This window comes from Brenneria uluponensis (assembly GCF_032395385.1).
Lineage (GTDB): Bacteria > Pseudomonadota > Gammaproteobacteria > Enterobacterales > Enterobacteriaceae > Prodigiosinella > Prodigiosinella aquatilis.
Map to the genome: position 1 here is coordinate 789,706 of NZ_CP135917.1, position 19,025 is coordinate 808,730.

A 19,025-nucleotide genomic window follows, 5' to 3' on the forward strand; every position below is an offset into this window, starting at 1 on the left:
GGAGGAGGAGGTGCCCCGGCTTATTTACAGATTGTTCATCACATTGACGGGAGGCTGCTTCTGCTTCACGCATTGAATAATTTGCTGCACACAACGGGCGCTGATGGCGCTGATGGCCCCGTCGGTATATCCCGCGATATGTGAGGTGGGAATGAAATTAGTCAGGGAAAAGAGCGGATGCTCAGTCAGCGGTTCATGCTCAAAAACGTCGGCGGCGGCACCTGCGATGGTGTTGTCAACCAACGCCTGATAAAGGTCGCTTTCGCTGATCACACCACCTCGTGACACGTTGACCAAAAAAGCGGATTTTTTCATCTGGCGCAGACGCGCGGTATTAAACAGATTGTGCGTCTCCTTGGTCAGCGGCGTATGCAGGGTGATAAAATCGCTCTGCTCTGTCAGCTCATCCAGTGAGACAAACTGAATGTTATATTCAGCGGCAAACTGCTGGTCGGGATAAAAATCGAAAGCCAGCACTCGCATGTTAAAACCGTTGGCTCGCAGGGCGACCTGTTTGCCAATATTCCCCAAGCCGATAATGCCCAGCGTTTTTCCATAAACATCGGCGGCAAAAATATGCGGCCAGTGGCCGGCGCGGGTTTCCACCGTTGCCGTTATTACTTGGCGTGCCATATTGAGGATTAATGCAAAAGTAAAGTCGGCAACTGCATGTTTATTGGCATCCGGGACGTTAGTCACATAAATGCCTCTGGCCTGAGTGGCCTGTAAATCTATATTGTCGACGCCTACGCCATGCTTGCAGATAATTTTTAACTGTGGAGCAAGATCCAGCAGATCATTATTGACATCGGTAAACGCCACAATCATTGCCACAGTATCAGCCAGGTGTGGTTCCAGCGTGCTTAACTGCACATCTGCAGGCAAGGTGATCAGTTCAAAACCCTGTTCCTGTAACACAGTGATCGGCTGTGGATCATATTTGGCAAAAGAAGGGGAGGTACAGATCACTTTCATTATATTTTCCCTGGTGTTAACACGGGCAGCGGCAGTGCGCTGCCGCTAATTTATCGAGTGTACTGATTGACAAGCTGGCGAATACGCTGCTCTTCTTCGGCGCTGAAACACACGGGATAGCGGCTCACGCCAACATCCTGACCCATCAACGCCAGCGCCTTTTTCACCACTGCCGGGGAGAAGGCGATGGCATAGAGCGCTTTGCGTAATTCGCTGACCTGTTCCTGGGCGAGTTGCGAGCCTTCAATGTTGCCGGCATGAAAACGCTGCCAGATTTGGCTGATAGCTTCGGGAGCAACGTTGGCCAGCCCAGAAATGCAGGCCGAACAGCCGTCGATAAATCCTTGATGGATCAAGGAATCCGGGCCGTTTAGTACATTAAAGCCTGGTATATCTTTGACGGCATTGAGGAAACCACTCAGGCTTTCATAGCTGCCGGCACTGTCTTTGATGCCGATGATATTGGGATGGTTCGCTAGAATGCGGGCGGTTTCAGGGTGGATCGTATTGCCGGTACGGGCTGGAATGTTGTAGAGAAATATCGGTACGGTTAATGCGTCCGCGACAGCGCGGTAATGGGCGATTAACTCTTCTTGTTTGAGTGGTACAAAGTAAGGGGTGATCACGGAGACGGCATCGACGCCCAGCGCGGCGATTCGGTTACCCAGCTTGATGGTTTCCCGGGTTGAGATTTCGCCGATATGCGCTACCACAGGTACGTTACCGGCCACTTCATCGACACAGGTTGCGGTGACCGCCACTTTTTCATCGGTGTGCAATACAAAAAACTCACCATTGGTGCCATTACAGAAAATTCCGTTGCCGTATCTCATTTGGCGTCGTACCTGATGACGCATGGCTGAAGGACTGAATTCACCTTGCTCGTCAAATGGCGTGACAATCGCTGTCAGTACGCCGGTAATACATTTATTCATTATTTCCCCTCGTCGTTCTTATCATCCGGAGATGAAGGCTTAAAACAGTGTTAAATAGATATCGCGAACGTCGTCAGCGCTGACAGTGGTCGGTACGTTCTTCATTAAACGCTGTACCTGTAAGGCTGACTCCACCAGATAGGGCAGGTGCTCTTTGTCGATGCCCAGTTGTTGCAGTGAAGCCGGCAAATTCAGACGTTTCACCAGTGCGGTAAAGTAGGCGACCAACTCTTGGGCTTTCTGTGAAGTACTAAGGGACAGATCTGCGTCCGGCAGCAGGTCGTAAGCCTGCGCAAATTTTTCCTGAGCCGCGGTCTGGACGAAACGCATACAGGGCGCCAGCAGAATGGCGTTAGCCACGCCATGTGGTATGTGATATTTGCCGCCAAGGGGATAAGACATCGCGTGTACCAGGTGAGTGCCGGAATGCGCGATGGCTGCACCGCCGTAATACGAGGCCCATAGCATGTTGAGCCTGGCTTCCAGATTTTCCGGTTCGTGTACCGCCGTTTCGATGTTGGCGAACAGTTTCTTTAATCCTATCAAGGCATAGTTGTCTCCCACCGGATTGGCGACAGTGGCGGTGAAGCATTCAATCAGGTGGCACAGCGCATCAATACCGGTTGATGCGGCAATGTGCGGCGGCATGCTGGTGGTCAACTCTGGTACCAAAGCAACATAATCCGGCAACATAACGGGAGTGATGATCCCGACTTTGGTTTCTTGTTCCGGGATAGCCAGAATGGCATTCGGGGTGGCTTCGGAACCGGTTCCTGCTGTGGTGGGAATAAGCAGGGAAACAGTACGTCGGGTGGGTTTTATGCCGGCTAGCAAGGTTTTCAGCGTAATGGTGGTATCACCGGCACACAGCAAAGAAAGCAGCTTGGCGACATCCAGTACACTGCCTCCGCCAACACCAATCACGGCATCAACGTCGGTGGCGGTAAGCTGATTCAGGATTGCTTCCACATCATGCTGGCTGGGTTCAGTCGGTACATTATCAATCAAAGATAGTTGCGGTACGTTGTCCTTTATCTGCGCGATTAGCGTTTGAACACCGGGCAATCCCACAATGTTTTTGTCGGTAACCAGTAGTACGTGCCGTTTGTCATTCAAGAGGTAGCGAATGTCCTGTAGTGACTGATGGCCACTGATGATGGTGCTGTTGATATTCATGCTATTACCTTGCCTGTTTTTACTGTTACATCAGCATAATGCTGATGATTTTTATCAGTCATTATGACTTTTTATAATCAATGCAGGTCGTTAATTGTCACATTGTGGGGATGATTTATAGATTAAATTCATTTTTAATAATTTGATGTTGATCACATATAATCAATTGTGATTTAATATAATCAAATTTAGATAATCACAAGGCAGGGATTGGGTATGCCGAAAGGGCAGGATGTAACCCAGGTAGAAGTAACCCAGGTATTGGTCGTTGCGGATGATTTCACTGGCGCCAATGATGCGGGCGTTGGGCTGTCACGCTATGGCACCCAGACCAATGTGCTATTTGATGTCAACAAACTGCATGGCGATTTGCTGAGCGATGTGACTGTCATTAATACTGACAGCCGCGCGCACTCGGCATCATCGGCGTCAGCGCTTACCGCACAGGCAGTGAGTGCCTGGTTGAAGGCGGGTGGTCGGGGCTGGATCGTGAAAAAAATAGATTCGACCCTGCGTGGCAATCCAGGTGCGGAAATCGAAGCGGTTCTGCAGGTAGCGGATATTCCACTGGCACTGGTCGTCCCTGCGTCGCCGTCTCTTGGCCGTGTTACCCGCAACGGACAGGTGTGGGTCAATGAGCGTCTGTTAACCGACACGGAATTTGCCAGCGACCCGAAAACACCGGTGTGTTCTGCGTCAGTAGGCGCTCGCCTGGCTGAGCAGAGTCGTTTACGTCAGGCCGAGATCCATTTGAGTGAATTACGTCATATTGACCTCGCCGCACATTTGCGGACGTTGGCACAGTGTGGTGTTCGGTTGGTGATTATAGATGCAGAAAATCAGAATGACCTTGATAACGTCATTCATGCCGCCAACCAGTTATGTTTTAAGCCTTTGTTGGTCGGTTCTGCCGGGCTGAGTGAAGCACTGGCGAAACGGATCCGTTTCTCTTCGTCGGTCAATCAATCCGTACTGGCCGTTGTCGGTTCAATGAGCGAAATTGCTCAAAAACAGCTGATTGTTGCCAGTCAACAGCAGAATGTGGTGCTGATTGATATCGATATCAATCTATTTTTCGGAGATTCTCTGGCTGAAAACGCCGAACGTTGGGTGCATGACGCGGTGTCTGCGCTTCGGCACGGGCAACACTGCCTTCTTCGTACCTGTTATCACGACCATCAACGTTTTGATATTGACCGTGTCTGTCAGCAACAGCATTTAAGTCGTCAACAACTGGGGGAAAACATCAGCCAATTTCTGGGCGAACTGACACGTAATATTGTCAGGCAGCACTTGCCGGGCGGGCTCTATTTATCAGGTGGCGATATAGCGATTGCTGTTGCAATGGCGTTGGGCGCCAGCGGTTTTCAGATTAAAGGGCAAATAGACTCCTGTGTTCCGTGGGGGCGGTTTTTGGACAGTGTTGTCGGTGATATCCCCGTAATGACTAAAGCGGGAGGGTTTGGGAATGAAACCACCTTGCTGCACGTTTTACGTTTTATTGAGGAGAGAGTGAGTGAGTAAAATTATTGCAGTAACGATGGGAGATCCTGCCGGTATTGGTCCTGAAATCATCATAAAATCGTTAGTCGCAGGAGCGTTGTCTGGCGCACCGGCGGTGGTGGTTGGCTGTGTACAAACGTTACGCCGTATCCAGGTGCTGAATGTGGTTCCTCATGTGGAGTTGAATGTTATCGATCGACCGGCTGATGCGCGGTTCGCGCCTGGCATTATTAATGTGATTGATGAGCCGCTGGACAATCCACAGGCACTGCAACCGGGAAAAGTTCAGGCACAGTCGGGTGATCTGGCTTTTCGTTGCGTGAAACGGGCAACGGAACTGGCAATGGCTGGTGAGGTTTATGCGATTGCTACCGCGCCGTTGAATAAGGAGGCGTTGCATTCCGCAGGGCATTTGTATCCGGGGCACACCGAATTGCTGGCAAAGCTGACCAACAGTCGGGATTACGCTATGGTGCTATATACCGACAAACTGAAAGTGATCCATGTTTCCACTCATATTGCGCTGCGGAAATTCCTCGACACGCTGAGTCGGGAACGTGTTGAAACCGTGATTGCGATGGCTGATACTTTCCTCAAACGTGTTGGTTTCACTCATCCGCGTATCGCGGTGGCCGGGGTAAATCCACATGCGGGTGAAAACGGCTTGTTTGGTGACGAAGAAATCAATATCGTCATGCCTTCGGTTGAGGCGATGAGAGCGAAAGGCATTGATGTCTATGGCCCTTGTCCACCGGATACGGTGTATTTGCAGGCTTATGAAGGTCAATATGACATGGTGGTGGCGATGTATCACGATCAGGGCCATATTCCGCTCAAGCTGTTGGGTTTCTATGACGGGGTGAATATTACCGCAGGTCTGCCGTTTATCCGCACCTCAGCGGACCACGGCACGGCGTTTGATATTGCCTGGACAGGAAAAGCGAAGTCTGAGAGCATGACCATCTCAATCAAACTGGCTATGCAACTGGCTTGATTCATCAGGATAACTGAGTAAACGGATATCGTCGTGGGGCAAACATTGAGTGATGCTTCCCGTGTGAGCGGGGATAGGGTTAAAGGGCAAAGTCGTCAGGACCAGATTATGGATTATTTGAAAAGCCATAATCTGGTGACGGTAGATGAACTGGTTGCTGTCATTGATGCTTCCCCGGCGACCATTCGTCGTGATCTGATAAAGTTGGATGAGCAAGGTGTGATCAGCCGTAGTCACGGCGGCGTGACGCTCAACCGCTTTGTTCCTTCCCAGCCCACCACTAATGAAAAACTACAGCGCAATCTGGCGGAAAAACAGGCGATTGCCCGTTATGCCGCCACGCTGGTACAGCCGGGCAGCGCTGTGGTGCTGGATGCCGGCACCACCATGCTGGAATTGGCACGTAACCTGACGCATCTGCCGTTGCGGGTGATCACCGCTGATTTGCAAATCGCATTGTTTTTGTCAGAATTCAAGCAGATTGAGGTTACGATCATCGGTGGTCGTATCGACGATAGCAGTCAGTCCTGTATTGGCGAGCATGGTCGGCGTCTGTTGCGCAGCGTATATCCAGATATTGCGTTTATCAGCTGTAATTCGTGGAGTCTGGAAAAAGGCATTACCACGCCGACGGAAGAAAAAGCAGGGATCAAACAAGATCTGGGGCTTAATGCCAGTCGACGAGTATTGCTGGCGGACAGCAGTAAGTACGGCGCCTATTCCCTTTTTTGCGTGTCGCCGCTGACTACACTGTCAGACATCGTTACTGATAGTGGATTGCCGTCAGATATTCAACGCCAATTGCAGGCGCAGCCGTTTAATCTGCAACTGGTGGATGTTAATTTCCGTTGAGCGACTGGCATATAAGACGATAGTAGATGGTCACCGGTTGCTCAGCCCGGATAGATAAGGCCGTCGGATAACCCATTTGGTTGATGGCATTCTCCTTCAGACTGCCAGGGCCGAGATCCCAGGCGGAACAAATCGGCTCAATACCCAGACAATAATTCTTTCCATCCCACGGGGACATACTCCGTCCGCCATTGCTGATCCATAACAGGCAATGAGGCAGTATCTCACTATCCCACTGTAATGATACACAGAACTGGCGGCGCGGATAACGCAGTGTCACGCCAGAGACTGGCTGATTTATCTGAACAATCTCTTCGGTGGCAAATGGTAACGGTAATTGACTGATATCCAGTGTATGGCCCTGTAATGAGGGAATGGCGGTGAGATCGTCAAACAGCGCCAGTGGCCTGAGCTGACTGATTCCGGCTTCCGTGGCCTGCGGATAGACAATCCCTTGAGCCATATTGTCAATCTCCAGTTCCACCTCTCCGGCATTGCCCCCCACGGGAAAAATAGGATGCAACCCGACCGGCAGCCGACAGTCCCGTCGGGCGATCAGTGTCAGACTAAAATCTACGCAACCGTTTTCCGCCAGCATGATGGTGCGTTGCAGCTCTGCCAGCGGATAATCCTGTGGAAAATGGAAGTTGAGTTGTGCCCGGTTATTTTCAATCGCAGTGATTTCCCACTCGCCGTTTACCGGCAGTCCATGTGGGGCATGGTGATAATAGCCATGATCATCCTGTTCGGTGTGCCCGAAGGGAACGCCGACCCATTCTCCCGCCAGCCGATGCATCAGCGGGGGCTGACCCGCACACACTTGCGGATTATCCAGCCAGTGAGCGCGATAGAGTACCGATATGGCCTGCGGCGTACCCGGCCGGAAGGTTAACGCATTCAGCATACCACCAGCACTGCCGACTTCGGCGCAAAGCAGACCATCATGGCTGTTCAGGATAACGGAACGAGTGGTTTTCATGGCGGCTCCTGATGATAGGAAACGGATAAATCAGTGTGTCTGGTTGCCGTGTTGGTCTTCGCCGGCACTTTTTCTGGCGATCAGCGTAACGGCCAACTGTCGTTGTTCCTCGGGGGGGGCGGCATTCAGCAATAGTTGCAATCCCTGTCGCCCCAGCTCAGCTTTATCAATGGCGATGGTCGTCAATGGTGGATGTGACACCCGGGCCGTTTCAATATCGTCAAAACCGACAACCGCGACATCTTCCGGCACGCTCAGACCATGTCGCTGGCAGACTCGCATCGCAATCAGCGCCGCTGAATCATTATAGGCAAAGATGGCGTCTGGCCGCTGTGGAAGCGCCAGCAATTCTTCCACCGCGTTGATCAGTGATGTTTCGGTATCCAGCAACGGCGGAGCTATCACCTCATATTCCGGCGGGGTCAACAGTTTTGCCTCATATAGCGCCTGTCGGTAGCCTTTTTCACGCAAGCGAATACTGTAATGGGCCAGACTGCTAGCCAGAAAGGCGATACGTGTACGACCCTGTTCAATCAGGTGCCGGGTGGCCAGATAACCGCCCTGCACATTATCGGGGTTAACGCTGGGTAGATTGGGGGACCACAGATCGATCAGTGCCAGCGGTAATTGCATGCTTTGCAGCACGGCGAGTAGCTCCGGTTCAAAAAAACCGGCACAGAGTAAGGCATCTGGATCATGGCGGCGCACCTGTTCTTCGATCGCATCAGTCGGGCCGAGGGCCAGAAAACTGAGCGCTATCCCTTCTTCACGACAGGCATTCTCCACTCCGAGCAGTAACGGTGAGTAGAAAGACAGCGCGCTGGAGATATTGTGTTGACGATGCAGCAGGAACAATACGCGGCGGATTTTATCACTGCGTAAGCGGGTAAAGTCGTAGCCTTGTTGCTGAGCGATAGTAAGAATACGTTGACGGGTTTCATCTTTCAGACCCGGTTGTCCTTTCAGCGCACGGGATACCGCACCTGCTGACACACCTGCTTGCGTGGCAATGTCTCTTATTCTTATCCGCTTGGTCATGCGTTTCCTTAGTGTCCGGCTTATCGATAGTAGTGGCCTGTTTGGGTCGGATAAGACCGTTCACGGTCAGATTAATAATCAATGATTGGGAAAATGTATCATAAAGCGATACACGCGGCTGCATGTGTCTGACCCAGCCAGGCTGCGCCGCGCACGCCACTACTGTCGCCGTGTTGTGCGGCGACAATCGGTGTCACGAAGGTATTGCTGAAGATATGACGGGCCACTTGCTGTTCCAGACCATGATAGAGCGGTCGGCAGTTGGAAAGCCCGCCACCTATCACAAACACATCAGGGTCGAGCAGGTTTACTACACTGGCCAGCGAACGGGCCAACTGATCCTGAAATAGCGCAAAATGGGCACAAGCATCGGTGTTCCCCGCTTCCACGGCAGCCATGATTTCCACGGCGCTCAGCGCGGTGTTATGCTGCAAGTTGTAGCGTTGCGCCAGACCTGTGCCGGAAATAAATGACTCGGTACAATTAACTTTACCGCAGTAGCAGGTGACTGGCGGGCCATCCTGATCCGGCGTGTAACGCGGCAACGCGTTGTGCCCCCATTCGCCAGCATTGCGATTGCGCCCATCGATAATCTGTTGATTGACCGCAATACCACCGCCACAGCCGGTGCCGAGAATAACCCCGAACACGGTGGAGTAGCCTTTGCCAGCACCGTCAATCGCCTCCGATAGCGTAAAACAGTTAGCGTCATTGCTGATGGCGACCGGTTGTTTGACATAGGCTTCCAGCATGGCTGGCAGTGGTTGCTGGTTGATGACCAGGATATTGGAGTTCTTGATTTTTCCGTTACTGACTTCCACCGTGCCGGGTAGACCGATGCCAATGCTGAAAGGTGCGCCAAGTGCCTGGCGCGTCTCATCAATGACCGTGCACAAATGCTGAAAGAAAACGTGATAGCTGTGTTTTTCCGTTGCATGGCGCTGTCGGTAAACCACCTCGCCGTGTGAATCCAGCACCACGGCTTCTATTTTTGAACCACCGATATCAATACCCAGACTTAACATGTTCTTTAGCTCCTGCTCGGGACGGTGTACTGGCTGAGGTGCCGCATAGGACGCAGAAAAGTTTACTGCCAAATGTTTACTAAACACAATTTAATTTATACGTATCTCACATTAACTCACATTACATTAATATGTTTATTTTCATGAAGATATATATTTTCATAGAAATGTGCCGTGAAAATAACATTGCGAGTGTGAACCATCTCACGGAAATAACATTATTAAAAACACAAAGTTTACTAAACATTACGGGGGTGCTATTAAATGAACACCTGCTGTTAATGCAGGCTGCGATGTTTATGATTATCCATGATACTTAAATGGAGTAATCAATGCTCCCAGGCCAGTGAGCGCAGCGTCAGGCGCCGTCGTCAGAGTGAGAATGTGATGTTTTTTACCGAAGAGAAGCTAAGTCAGCGTTTGGACGAAGTGGCCCAGTACCGGCTGCGTGAGCATTATCAGGTTGAACAGGCTGAAATCTGCTTTGACCGGGAAGGTGTTAATGGCGCACAACCTCCGGCTGACGATGCCGACTGGCAGTCTTGCGTGCGCGGCTTTCAATGGCGGGAACGAGATATCTACGTATGGTTGAAGCTGCGACATACTTTCCCGACAGACTGGGCGGGGCAGATGATTGTCGGCGAGTTCGATTTCAGTCTGGGTGCACAGCGCCAGGATTTTGAGGCCTTGCTGTACCTTAACGGGCAGCCATTTCAGGGCATCGATCAAAATCATACTCAAGTCGTTATTCCGGACTCGCTGGCTGGGCAAACCGTCGAATTCTGTTTTCGTATCTGGTCCGGCATTCTGGAAGGCAAAGTGCGTAAGCATTTTCAGGCATTCCATGTTGGCAGTGCCTTTGAGCGCATCAGCTTTGCATTATGTGATCAACCAACTCGTACACTGTATTACACCACGCTGGGGATTCTGCAAACGCTGGCGATCCTGCCGGATAACGATCCGCACCGGGTTCGGTTGCTGACCTGTACCGACCTGGCCTACAACCTGATTGACTGGCGCGATCCCGGCAGTGACGGTTTCTATACATCGATTGCCGCTGCCGCTGAACAACTGGAGCGTGAGTACCCGCAGGCAAATAAACAGCATCCGGTCACGGTACATTGTGTCGGGCACACTCATATCGATGTGGCGTTTCTCTGGCAGTTAAAACACACCCGTGAAAAATGCGCCCGGTCTTTTTCCACGGTGTTGCGGTTGATGGAGCGTTACCCGGAATATACTTTTTTCCAGTCACAGCCACAGTTGTATGACTACATCAAGCAGGATTATCCGGCACTCTATCACCAGATTAAACAGCGGGTGCAAGAAGGGCGCTGGGAAGTGGATGGTGCTATGTGGGTGGAAGCGGACTGCAATCTGCCGTCCGGCGAATCGTTTGTTCGCCAGATTCTGCTGGGTAGTCGTTTTATGCAGGAAGAATTTGGCGTGACACCGCAATGCCTGTGGTTACCGGATGTGTTTGGTTACTCCTGGGCATTGCCGCAGATTCTGAAAAAAAGTGGTATCCGCTATTTCATGACCACCAAGATCAGTTGGAATGAATTCAATCAGATGCCACACGATACTTTTACCTGGCGCGGTATTGACGGCAGTGAGGTACTGGCGCATTTCATCACTACCCCTGAGGAGGGACATCCGCGTTATACTTATAACGGCATGGTGGATGCCAAATCCGTACAGGGGTTATGGGATAACTACAAAGATAAACCGCTAAACCAGGAACTGATGCTGGCTTACGGTTTTGGCGACGGCGGCGGCGGACCGACGGAAGTGATGCTGGAACTGCTGCGTCGTTTTGACAAAATGCCAGCGTTACCCAACATCCAGCATGGCCGGGTGGATGATTTCTTCGAGCGGCTGGAAAACCGGCTACAGCAAAGTGAATGTTATCAACATACTTGGGATGGCGAGCTTTACTTCGAGAGTCACCGGGGAACGTACACCAGTCAGGCACAGGTGAAGAAAGCCAACCGCCAGGCTGAGTTACAGTATCGCCGTATTGAATGGCTACAGGCATTGACGGCAATGATGCGCGGTGACTGGGCAGAGTATCCGCAGGCGGCGCTAACCGAAGGCTGGAAAATCCTGCTGCGTAATCAATTTCACGACATCATCCCCGGTTCGTCGATTGCTGAAGTTTACCGCGATGCCGAGCGGGAGTATCAACAGGCCACCCATATTGCCGAGACGGTTCTGACTGACTGTCAGCATGAATTATTACAAGTAAACCGGGCGGCGGTGACGGTGTTGAACAGCGCCGCCTGGACACGCGACGATATGGCCTTTATTCCGGGTAATGGCGTAGGAAGTTGGAAAACCTCTGATGGTAATGACGTACCGGTACAGCGTACCCCGGATGGCTGGCTGGTGGCGTTACATAATCTCGCGCCACTCAATGGTGTCACGCTGTATCACGACAGCACACCGGTGGATGCCGTGGCGGCGAAGGCATTCAATCTGAGTGAAGGGCAAGTAGAAACCCCGTTTTACCTGATTAACTGGAACGAACAAGGCCATCTGACACGCATTTTTGACCGTCAGCATCAACGCGAGGTGTTGGCGGACTACGGTAATGTTCTCACCGTTTATGAAGATAAACCGCTGAAATACGACGCCTGGGATATCGAAATTTTCTACTGCCAGAAGCAACGATCCGTCACTGAACTGGAATCAGTCACCGTGCTGGAGCAAGGTGAACTGCGTTGTGTGATTGAATTTATCTGGACTTATCATCGTAGCCGCATCGTGCAGCAGATCCAGTTGTACAGCCAACTACGGCGCATTGATTTCCACACCCATGTGGACTGGCAGGACTACAACCAGCTACTAAAGGTCACGTTCCCGGTGGCGGTGCGCGCCACCGAGGCTACCTATGATATCCAGTTTGGTAATGTAAAACGGCCAACCACCTGGAACACCAGTTGGGATTATGCCCGTTTCGAAAGCGTGGCTCACCAGTGGGCGGATTTATCTGAGTATGGTTACGGCGTCAGCCTGTTGAATAACTGTAAATACGGTCATGCCATCAGGGACAACGTGATGCAGTTAACGCTGATTAAATCTGCCGTCAGTCCGGATGCCCATGCCGATCGTGGCGAGCACATCTTTACCTATTCGCTGTTGCCGCATGCCGGTGACTGGCGTGACGCAGGTACGGCCCAACAAGCATTTTACCTGAATGAACCACTGAGCGTGATGTCGGGAGAGTGGCGAGCACCCGCCATGCCACTGGTACAGGTCGAGCATCCTTTTATCCAGTTGGATGCACTGAAAAAAGCCGAACAGGGTGACTGGCTGATTATCCGGTTACATGAATTTGCCGGTGGTCGCCAGCACGTCACGCTGAAAACGGCTTTTCCCGTGTTGTGGTGGGCGGAGTGCGATCTGCTGGAAGTGATGGAAGACCAAAACACGCGGGCAGAACAGGGCATCACCCTGCATTTCACACCGTATGAAATTAAAACACTGGCGCTGTGCTTGGGAGAAAAAAACAAGTAATGGTAGATGGAAGCGCAGTGATAAACCGTCTGGGCACCAGAAGGTGCTGCCATTTTCATCGATCTTCATCACAGAATAGACCGAGATTGATTTACTGTTAATTGGCTTTGTTTACTATAAATTTATTGTTTAGTAATCATTTTGAAGTTTCAGTGTTCTCTAGAAAATAACGTTATGTCATACCAACACTAGGGCCAGACGGGAAACGAGGAAGAATCAAAAAATGAAGATATTAACCAAAGCTGTGATTACCGCGTTATTGGCCAGCAGTACCCTGACCGCTCATGCTGCCGATACATTACAAGTGTGGATTCGTGCCAACGATAATGCCCGGACTATTTATGAGCAGGAAGCGACGGCATTTGAGAAAACGACTGGCATCAAAATCAACTACTTCAGTGCCAGTACCGATTTCGAACAGCGTCTGGCACGGGCAGCGATAGGTAATACACTGCCGGATCTGATCATTAATGACGCCGCTTATATGGGGCAGCTTATCAAGTTGGGTATTGTCGATCCTATCGATCCAGCCAGTCTTGCCAATGGCAAGGATCTTCAACCCACAGCGCTTAACAGCCTGAAATACGACGATGGAAAATACTACGGTATCCCGACGTCTGTACAGGCCTCTGCATTGTATATCCGCAAGGACTGGCGCGAAAAACTGGGATTGCCTCAGCCGAAAACCTGGGCCGATCTGAAGGCGTTGGCGAAAGCCTTCACACTGAAAGATCCCGATGGCAATGGTAAGAACGATACCTATGGTTTTGGTTTGCCAGGGTCTTCCACCCGCGGTTACACCAGTTGGGTTCTCTCCTCTTTCATCTGGCAGGCTGGTGGTGAATTTGTTCGTCCGGTAAATGGCGGCTTCAAAGCTACTATGGACGGGAAAGGCGTCGTGGATGCGCTGACCTTCATGCGCGGTATGGTCTGTGAAAAGCTGGTTCAGCCGGGCGCTATCAACGCGGTTACCTCTAATGTTTCCAATGCGTTCCGGTCTGGTCAGATCGGGATGGTGTTGTCTGGTCCTTACAGTCTACCGGTATTTTCCGAGGAGCCTGGTTCGGACAAGTTTGAAGTGGTGAAACCGCCGCGTGGCCCGGCCAGCCAAGCCAGTATTGCGGAAGGTGAAGCCATCTATCTGGTGAAAAGCGGAAAGCAGAAAGCGCTGGCGACCAAATTCATCGACTTCATGATTTCACCACAAGGGCAGAAGATCGGCATGGCTGTCGGTATGCCAAACGAACCCATTGTTCGTCTGCCGGTGAATAAAACCATTGATGCCAACGCGGTCTACCACGATGCGCGCTGGAAAGTCTTTGCAGAGCAGTATGCCACTGATGGGCGTTATGTTCCGGCTGTACCCAACTGGACACCGATTCGCCAATTAACCGCCGACGGGTTTAACCGGATATTGTCTGATTGCAGCTCCAATATTCCGGCCGCGCTTGGAAAACTGAATGTCAAGGTGAATGCTGAACTGAGCAAACAGAAAGTTTTGGCAAAATAAGCGTTTCTCTCCGGTGCCACAGCCACCATGTGGCACCGCGTCGTTTCCATTCAGGGCGGTATGTATGAGTATCATTAACCCAAAAATAAAACGATTATTGACGCCGTGGATATTTCTGGCGCCGGCATTAATTGTTTTTACGTGGTTTAAATTCATTCCCATGGTACAGGGAATGATAATGAGTTTTTATAAGGTGAACTTCGGCCAGCCGGATGAATGGGTGGGCGTAAGTAATTTCACGCGTTTATTGTCGGACGGTGATTTATACCATGCGACGATAAATACTCTACTTAACGTGGTGGTCACGGCGCTGGTATCAGCCTTTATTGCTTTCTTTCTGGCGATTGTGCTGGAAGGTCCGGCTCGACATTTACGTTTTATTCGCACGGCTATTTTCCTGCCGGCGATTACCAGTGCGGCAATTGTCGCGGAAATGTGGAAAATTCTGTTTAACCCTACGCCAGATGGTGTCATGAACCATATTCTTTCCTGGCTTCATATTGCTCCGCAGGGATTTCTGACCGATCCCCATCAGGCGTTACTGACAGTAATGCTGTTGCAAATCTGGAAAGCCGTTCCCTATAACATGGTTATTTTTATTGCCGGACTGGCGGGGATTAACCGTGAATTGTATGACGCCGCCAATGTGGATGGCGCCAGCCGCTGGCAGCGTCTGCGCTATGTCACATTGCCTGGTCTGATCCCGGCGATTTCCGTCATCATCATGCTCTCTTTCATTCGTGGCTTCCGGGTGTTTGCCGAAGTTTATGCCACTACCGGCGGCGGACCTGCTGATTCGACAGAAGTGATCATGACGCAAATTTATAAAGCAGGTTTTATCCAGTTCGATTATGGCTATGCCTCGGCAGTGTCTTTCGTGCTGTTTATTTTCACGGTATTGCTCACCATGCTTCATTTCCTGATCAAGAAGCGCTACGTGAAGTATTAATGACCGACATCGCCAGTCTGAGTAAATAGGGTAATGCTTATGAAAATGAAAATGCGGGATCGCGTCGGTTGCGGCATTATTTACGCGGCGGTACTGATGATATTCGTTGGCCCTTTTTGGGGAATTATTATGACCGCGTTCAGCGGTGTCACCGTGAAGCCGGGGGAACTGCTACTGTGGCCGGCACATTTCACACTGGATAACTTCCGACAGGCATGGATGAGTGTCGGGGTGTGGAAATATCTGCTTAATTCGCTGGTGGTTGTGGCGTTTGGTTTGATACTGCAAGTCTCTGTCAGCTCGCTGGCTGCGTATTCGCTATCGCGCAAAAAATTCCGCGGCGCGGCGATTGTCGGCCTGATCATTCTTTCCACCATGATGCTGCCGGAAGAGGTCATTGCCATTCCGCTGTATGTGATCATCAACTGGAAACTGCCCGTTTTTGACGCCTCTATTTCCAACAGTTATCTGGGCATGGTTTTGCCGATTGTTGGGTGGGCGTTTTCCATTTTCGTGCTGAGCGAATTCATGTCCGCTGTTCCCAAAGATTTGGAAGATGCCGCCCGGGTGGATGGCGCTTCCGAGTGGCAGATTTTCTTCCACGTTATTCTGCCGCTGGTTCGTCCGGCGCTGGGGACAGTGGTGATTTTCGGCTTCATCATGATCTGGGATCAATACTTGTTGCCGTTGATCGTGGTCAACGATGAAAGCATGTACACCATTCAGGTGATGCTGCGGGTACTTAGCTCGGATGAAAACAGTTCACAGAACGTGTTTATCGCCATCACGCTGCTGGCGATGTTGCCGAGTGCCATCGTGTATCTCGGATTACAGAAATATTTTAACCGCGGCATTATGTCCGGTGCGGTTAAAGGTTGATATTCCAGGGGAATGCCGTTCCTGAACGGGGCTGCACACAGCGTTAAAGCGGTGCATCATGCCGCATAAAGAATACTGAGGATAGTTATGGGTTCTGTCATTCTGAAAAACGTCAGTAAGTCTTTTGACGACACAAAAATCATCCGTGATGTGTCGCTGGAGATTCCGGAAGGAAAATTCTGTGTGCTGGTGGGGCCCAGTGGTTGCGGAAAGTCCACACTGCTGCGGCTGATTGCCGGCCTGGAGGACGTCACTGGTGGGCAGGTGTATATCAACGGTCAGGATGTGACGGAGCAGGAGCCCAAGTTGCGGGATATCGCCATGGTATTCCAGAGTTACGCTCTTTATCCGCAAATGACGGTACGGGAAAATATGGGGTTTGCCCTGAAGTTGTCGAAGATGCCAAAGAAAACGATCAACCAGAAAGTGGATGATGTTGCGGCACTGCTAGGGCTGGAGAAATTGCTCGACCGCTTGCCGAAGGAGCTTTCAGGCGGTCAGCGGCAACGTGTGGCGATGGGGCGTGCCATTGTGCGTAATCCTCAGGTGTTCCTGTTTGATGAACCGTTGTCTAACCTGGATGCCAAACTGCGTACTCAGGTGCGGGCAGAAATCCGTGAATTGCATCAGCGTCTGCATACGACCTCCGTCTATGTGACGCACGATCAGATTGAAGCCATGACCATGGGTGAAATGATTGTGGTGCTGCGGGATGGGGTGATCGAGCAGTCGGGTACGCCACTGGAGTTGTATGACCGACCAGCCAACCGCTTTGTGGCCAGTTTCATCGGCTCACCGGAGATCAACCAGATTTCCGCCTGGGCGATTGAACGTGACGGCAGGTTGATGCTGCAACTGGATGAACATACGGTTTTGCCGGTGCCAGAGGAGGTCAGTGTGGTGTCTGGTCAGCAGATTGTTTATGCCGTGCGTCCAGAGCAGTTTGATTTTGTGGAAGACCCGCAAGGCGCCATCGCTGCGCAGGTGGATGTCATTGAAAACACCGGCAGCGATGTGCATATTTTCTGTCTGCTTAGTGATCGCAGACGTATCACCATCAGCCAAAAACAGCGTCTGGCGCTGAAACAAGGTGATCAGGTTTATCTGCGTCCGAAAGAAAATGCTGTTCATATTTTCGATCAGGCCAGTGGGCAACGTCTGAATAAGTAATTCATCCACTTTTCGCCTGACCAGTAATGTCTGCTTCATCGTATCGGTATGATGAAGCAGCAGGCATCGTTCATACCATTGAGTCCCCACAATATAACGCCGTATTGATATGGCGTTTTTCCATACATAATCTATGTATATCAATATATTAAAAAAATACGATAACGTTTGTTAGTTATTGTGCTCGTATTTTATTTTGTGATCTGCAAGCCATTTCCAGGACTTATCATCAGCATGGTTATTTACTCACCACAAATTGCAGTGTTAGTATCATTTCGTTAATGTAGAACTGAGTTCTATAATATAAAACAAAATATCAATGAAGATCGACTGACACATATCGATTGTTGTGATCAGGCGATGCCTTCCCTTCTCTAAGTTTGATGATGTAAGGAGCGGTTAAATGAGTTCTGCCACAAAATTCGCCGGGATTATTCCCCCGGTATCCTCGATCTTTTCTACGGATGGATCACTGGATGAGGCGGGCATGCAGCGGGTGATCGACAATCTGATTGCGGCTGGCGTCAATGGCTTGTTTTTTCTCGGCACCGGTGGCGAATTTTCACAGATGTCGGCGGCTGAACGTATGCAACTGGCGGAGGTGGCTGTCCGTATCGTGAATAAGCGCGTACCGGTGCTGATTGGTGTAGGCAGTACCAATACCCGTGAAGCCGTGGCGCTGAGCCAGCATGCGCAATTGGCAGGTGCCGATGCCATCGTGGCTATCAATCCGTATTACTGGCAAATCACGGAAGAAAATGTATTTGGCTATTACGGTGCGATTGCCCAGGCGGTAACGTTGCCGATCATTCTGTATAACTTTCCGAATCTCACCGGACAGGATCTTTATCCTGATTTGGTAAAACGCCTCGTCGATGCGTATGCCAATATTGTCGGCATTAAAGACACCATCGATTCGGTTGCCCATCTGCGCGACATGATCACTATCGTTAAGGCGGCACACCCAAATTTCAGCGTATTCTGCGGATTTGACGACCACTTGCTCAATACATTGCTATTGGGAGGCGATGGCGCTATTTCCGCCAGCAGCAACTTTGCTCCGCAACTGTCGGTTGCGCTTTATCAGGCGGTCTGTGTCGGTGATGCGGTTCAGGCGATGGAAAAACATAAAATTATTCTACAATTGCCGCGGCTTTATCAGATAGACAGCCCATTTGTTAACGTAGTGAAAGAGGCGATGTGCCTGTGTGGTCTGGATATTTCCACCACCTGTTTGCCTCCTACTCAACCGCTGAATGCGGCACGAAAAGCGCAGGTTAAGCAAACGTTGATTGATGCAGGTGTTTTGCCAGGGGAATGACATATGCCCGTTGTCTTTCAAATTGCAGGTGTGTTGGCTGCGTTTATGTCCCCGAATCACTTACTTGAGTAAGTTCATCGGGACTCTCTCTTGCCGCCTTCCTGTATCTTGAAATCTATTGGGTATAACGCTGCGGATGGGCGTCGTTACCATCGTTACCCATGAAAATGATAATGATCATTCAATACTGATAAGTGAAT

15 protein-coding genes are annotated in these 19,025 nt (G+C 50.8%); 9 read left to right on the plus strand and 6 right to left on the minus strand.

Annotation, left to right across the window (positions count from 1 at the left end; translation table 11 throughout):
- Nucleotides 1-24: 24 nt before the first annotated feature.
- The 3 genes from RS889_RS03675 to RS889_RS03685 are packed head-to-tail and all read right to left on the minus strand — an operon-like array spanning nt 25 to nt 3,086.
- Nucleotides 25-975 (minus strand): phosphoglycerate dehydrogenase, encoded by a 951-nt coding sequence (locus tag RS889_RS03675; RefSeq protein ID WP_315709350.1) that lies wholly within the window; start codon nt 973-975, stop codon nt 25-27.
- Nucleotides 976-1,025: 50 nt separating this feature from the next.
- Nucleotides 1,026-1,910 (minus strand): dihydrodipicolinate synthase family protein, encoded by an 885-nt coding sequence (locus RS889_RS03680; RefSeq protein WP_315709351.1) that lies wholly within the window; start codon nt 1,908-1,910, stop codon nt 1,026-1,028.
- A gap of 39 nt (nt 1,911-1,949) precedes the next feature.
- Nucleotides 1,950-3,086, minus strand: coding sequence for an iron-containing alcohol dehydrogenase (locus RS889_RS03685; RefSeq protein WP_315709353.1), 1,137 nt, complete (start codon nt 3,084-3,086; stop codon nt 1,950-1,952).
- A 216-nt stretch (nt 3,087-3,302) separates the two neighbouring features.
- On the opposite strand from RS889_RS03685, the gene dtnK reads away from it, so the two are divergent.
- Genes dtnK through RS889_RS03700 form a run of 3 tightly spaced genes read left to right on the plus strand, consistent with a single transcriptional unit; the run spans nt 3,303 to nt 6,435 of the window.
- Complete coding sequence (gene dtnK / locus RS889_RS03690) at nt 3,303-4,610, plus strand: D-threonate kinase (RefSeq protein ID WP_315709355.1); 1,308 nt, start codon at nt 3,303-3,305, stop codon at nt 4,608-4,610.
- A gap of 16 nt (nt 4,611-4,626) precedes the next feature.
- Nucleotides 4,627-5,583, plus strand: a complete 957-nt coding sequence (locus RS889_RS03695; protein WP_315710909.1) for a D-threonate 4-phosphate dehydrogenase — start codon at nt 4,627-4,629, stop codon at nt 5,581-5,583.
- Between the two features lie 33 nt (nt 5,584-5,616).
- Nucleotides 5,617-6,435: a DeoR/GlpR family DNA-binding transcription regulator gene (locus RS889_RS03700; RefSeq protein WP_315709357.1), complete on the plus strand. Its 819-nt coding sequence runs from the start codon at nt 5,617-5,619 to the stop codon at nt 6,433-6,435.
- Here the strand turns inward: RS889_RS03700 and RS889_RS03705 are convergent.
- From RS889_RS03705 to RS889_RS03715, 3 genes are all read right to left on the minus strand, one after another.
- The gene (locus RS889_RS03705; RefSeq protein ID WP_315709358.1) at nt 6,422-7,414 is read right to left on the minus strand and encodes an aldose epimerase family protein; all 993 of its coding nucleotides are present in this window, start codon (nt 7,412-7,414) and stop codon (nt 6,422-6,424) included. The two genes, RS889_RS03700 and RS889_RS03705, sit on opposite strands and share 14 nt — an antisense overlap.
- 30 nt (nt 7,415-7,444) lie before the next feature.
- Nucleotides 7,445-8,452 (minus strand): LacI family DNA-binding transcriptional regulator, encoded by a 1,008-nt coding sequence (locus RS889_RS03710; protein ID WP_315709359.1) that lies wholly within the window; start codon nt 8,450-8,452, stop codon nt 7,445-7,447.
- A gap of 98 nt (nt 8,453-8,550) precedes the next feature.
- Nucleotides 8,551-9,477, minus strand: a complete 927-nt coding sequence (locus tag RS889_RS03715; protein ID WP_315709360.1) for an ROK family protein — start codon at nt 9,475-9,477, stop codon at nt 8,551-8,553.
- Between the two features lie 309 nt (nt 9,478-9,786).
- Here RS889_RS03715 and RS889_RS03720 point away from each other — a divergent pair, with 309 nt between their 5' ends.
- The 6 genes from RS889_RS03720 (at nt 9,787) to RS889_RS03745 (ending at nt 18,825) form a co-directional block, all read left to right on the plus strand.
- Nucleotides 9,787-12,996: an alpha-mannosidase gene (locus tag RS889_RS03720; protein ID WP_315709361.1), complete on the plus strand. Its 3,210-nt coding sequence runs from the start codon at nt 9,787-9,789 to the stop codon at nt 12,994-12,996.
- Between the two features lie 223 nt (nt 12,997-13,219).
- Nucleotides 13,220-14,506, plus strand: a complete 1,287-nt coding sequence (locus RS889_RS03725; RefSeq protein WP_315709362.1) for an ABC transporter substrate-binding protein — start codon at nt 13,220-13,222, stop codon at nt 14,504-14,506.
- A gap of 64 nt (nt 14,507-14,570) precedes the next feature.
- Complete coding sequence (locus RS889_RS03730; protein ID WP_315709364.1) at nt 14,571-15,455, plus strand: carbohydrate ABC transporter permease; 885 nt, start codon at nt 14,571-14,573, stop codon at nt 15,453-15,455.
- Between the two features lie 39 nt (nt 15,456-15,494).
- Entirely contained in the window at nt 15,495-16,334 is an 840-nt protein-coding gene (locus RS889_RS03735) for a carbohydrate ABC transporter permease (RefSeq protein WP_021017087.1), read from the plus strand.
- 87 nt (nt 16,335-16,421) lie between these two features.
- The gene (locus RS889_RS03740; protein ID WP_021017086.1) at nt 16,422-17,504 is read left to right on the plus strand and encodes an ABC transporter ATP-binding protein; all 1,083 of its coding nucleotides are present in this window, start codon (nt 16,422-16,424) and stop codon (nt 17,502-17,504) included.
- A gap of 403 nt (nt 17,505-17,907) precedes the next feature.
- Nucleotides 17,908-18,825 (plus strand): dihydrodipicolinate synthase family protein, encoded by a 918-nt coding sequence (locus RS889_RS03745; RefSeq protein WP_021017085.1) that lies wholly within the window; start codon nt 17,908-17,910, stop codon nt 18,823-18,825.
- Nucleotides 18,826-19,025 lie beyond the last annotated feature (200 nt).

Bases quoted from the DNA above. Each gene is read 5' to 3' on its own strand.
- RS889_RS03675 (WP_315709350.1), bottom strand. From the start codon at position 975: ATGAAAGTGATCTGTACCTCCCCTTCTTTTGCCAAATATGATCCACAG.
- RS889_RS03680 (WP_315709351.1), bottom strand. From the start codon at position 1,910: ATGAATAAATGTATTACCGGCGTACTGACAGCGATTGTCACGCCATTT.
- RS889_RS03685 (WP_315709353.1), bottom strand. From the start codon at position 3,086: ATGAATATCAACAGCACCATCATCAGTGGCCATCAGTCACTACAGGAC.
- dtnK (WP_315709355.1), top strand. From the start codon at position 3,303: ATGCCGAAAGGGCAGGATGTAACCCAGGTAGAAGTAACCCAGGTATTG.
- RS889_RS03695 (WP_315710909.1), top strand. From the start codon at position 4,627: ATGGGAGATCCTGCCGGTATTGGTCCTGAAATCATCATAAAATCGTTA.
- RS889_RS03705 (WP_315709358.1), bottom strand. From the start codon at position 7,414: ATGAAAACCACTCGTTCCGTTATCCTGAACAGCCATGATGGTCTGCTT.
- RS889_RS03710 (WP_315709359.1), bottom strand. From the start codon at position 8,452: ATGACCAAGCGGATAAGAATAAGAGACATTGCCACGCAAGCAGGTGTG.
- RS889_RS03715 (WP_315709360.1), bottom strand. From the start codon at position 9,477: ATGTTAAGTCTGGGTATTGATATCGGTGGTTCAAAAATAGAAGCCGTG.
- RS889_RS03720 (WP_315709361.1), top strand. From the start codon at position 9,787: ATGATACTTAAATGGAGTAATCAATGCTCCCAGGCCAGTGAGCGCAGC.
- RS889_RS03725 (WP_315709362.1), top strand. From the start codon at position 13,220: ATGAAGATATTAACCAAAGCTGTGATTACCGCGTTATTGGCCAGCAGT.
- RS889_RS03730 (WP_315709364.1), top strand. From the start codon at position 14,571: ATGAGTATCATTAACCCAAAAATAAAACGATTATTGACGCCGTGGATA.
- RS889_RS03735 (WP_021017087.1), top strand. From the start codon at position 15,495: ATGAAAATGAAAATGCGGGATCGCGTCGGTTGCGGCATTATTTACGCG.
- RS889_RS03740 (WP_021017086.1), top strand. From the start codon at position 16,422: ATGGGTTCTGTCATTCTGAAAAACGTCAGTAAGTCTTTTGACGACACA.
- RS889_RS03745 (WP_021017085.1), top strand. From the start codon at position 17,908: ATGAGTTCTGCCACAAAATTCGCCGGGATTATTCCCCCGGTATCCTCG.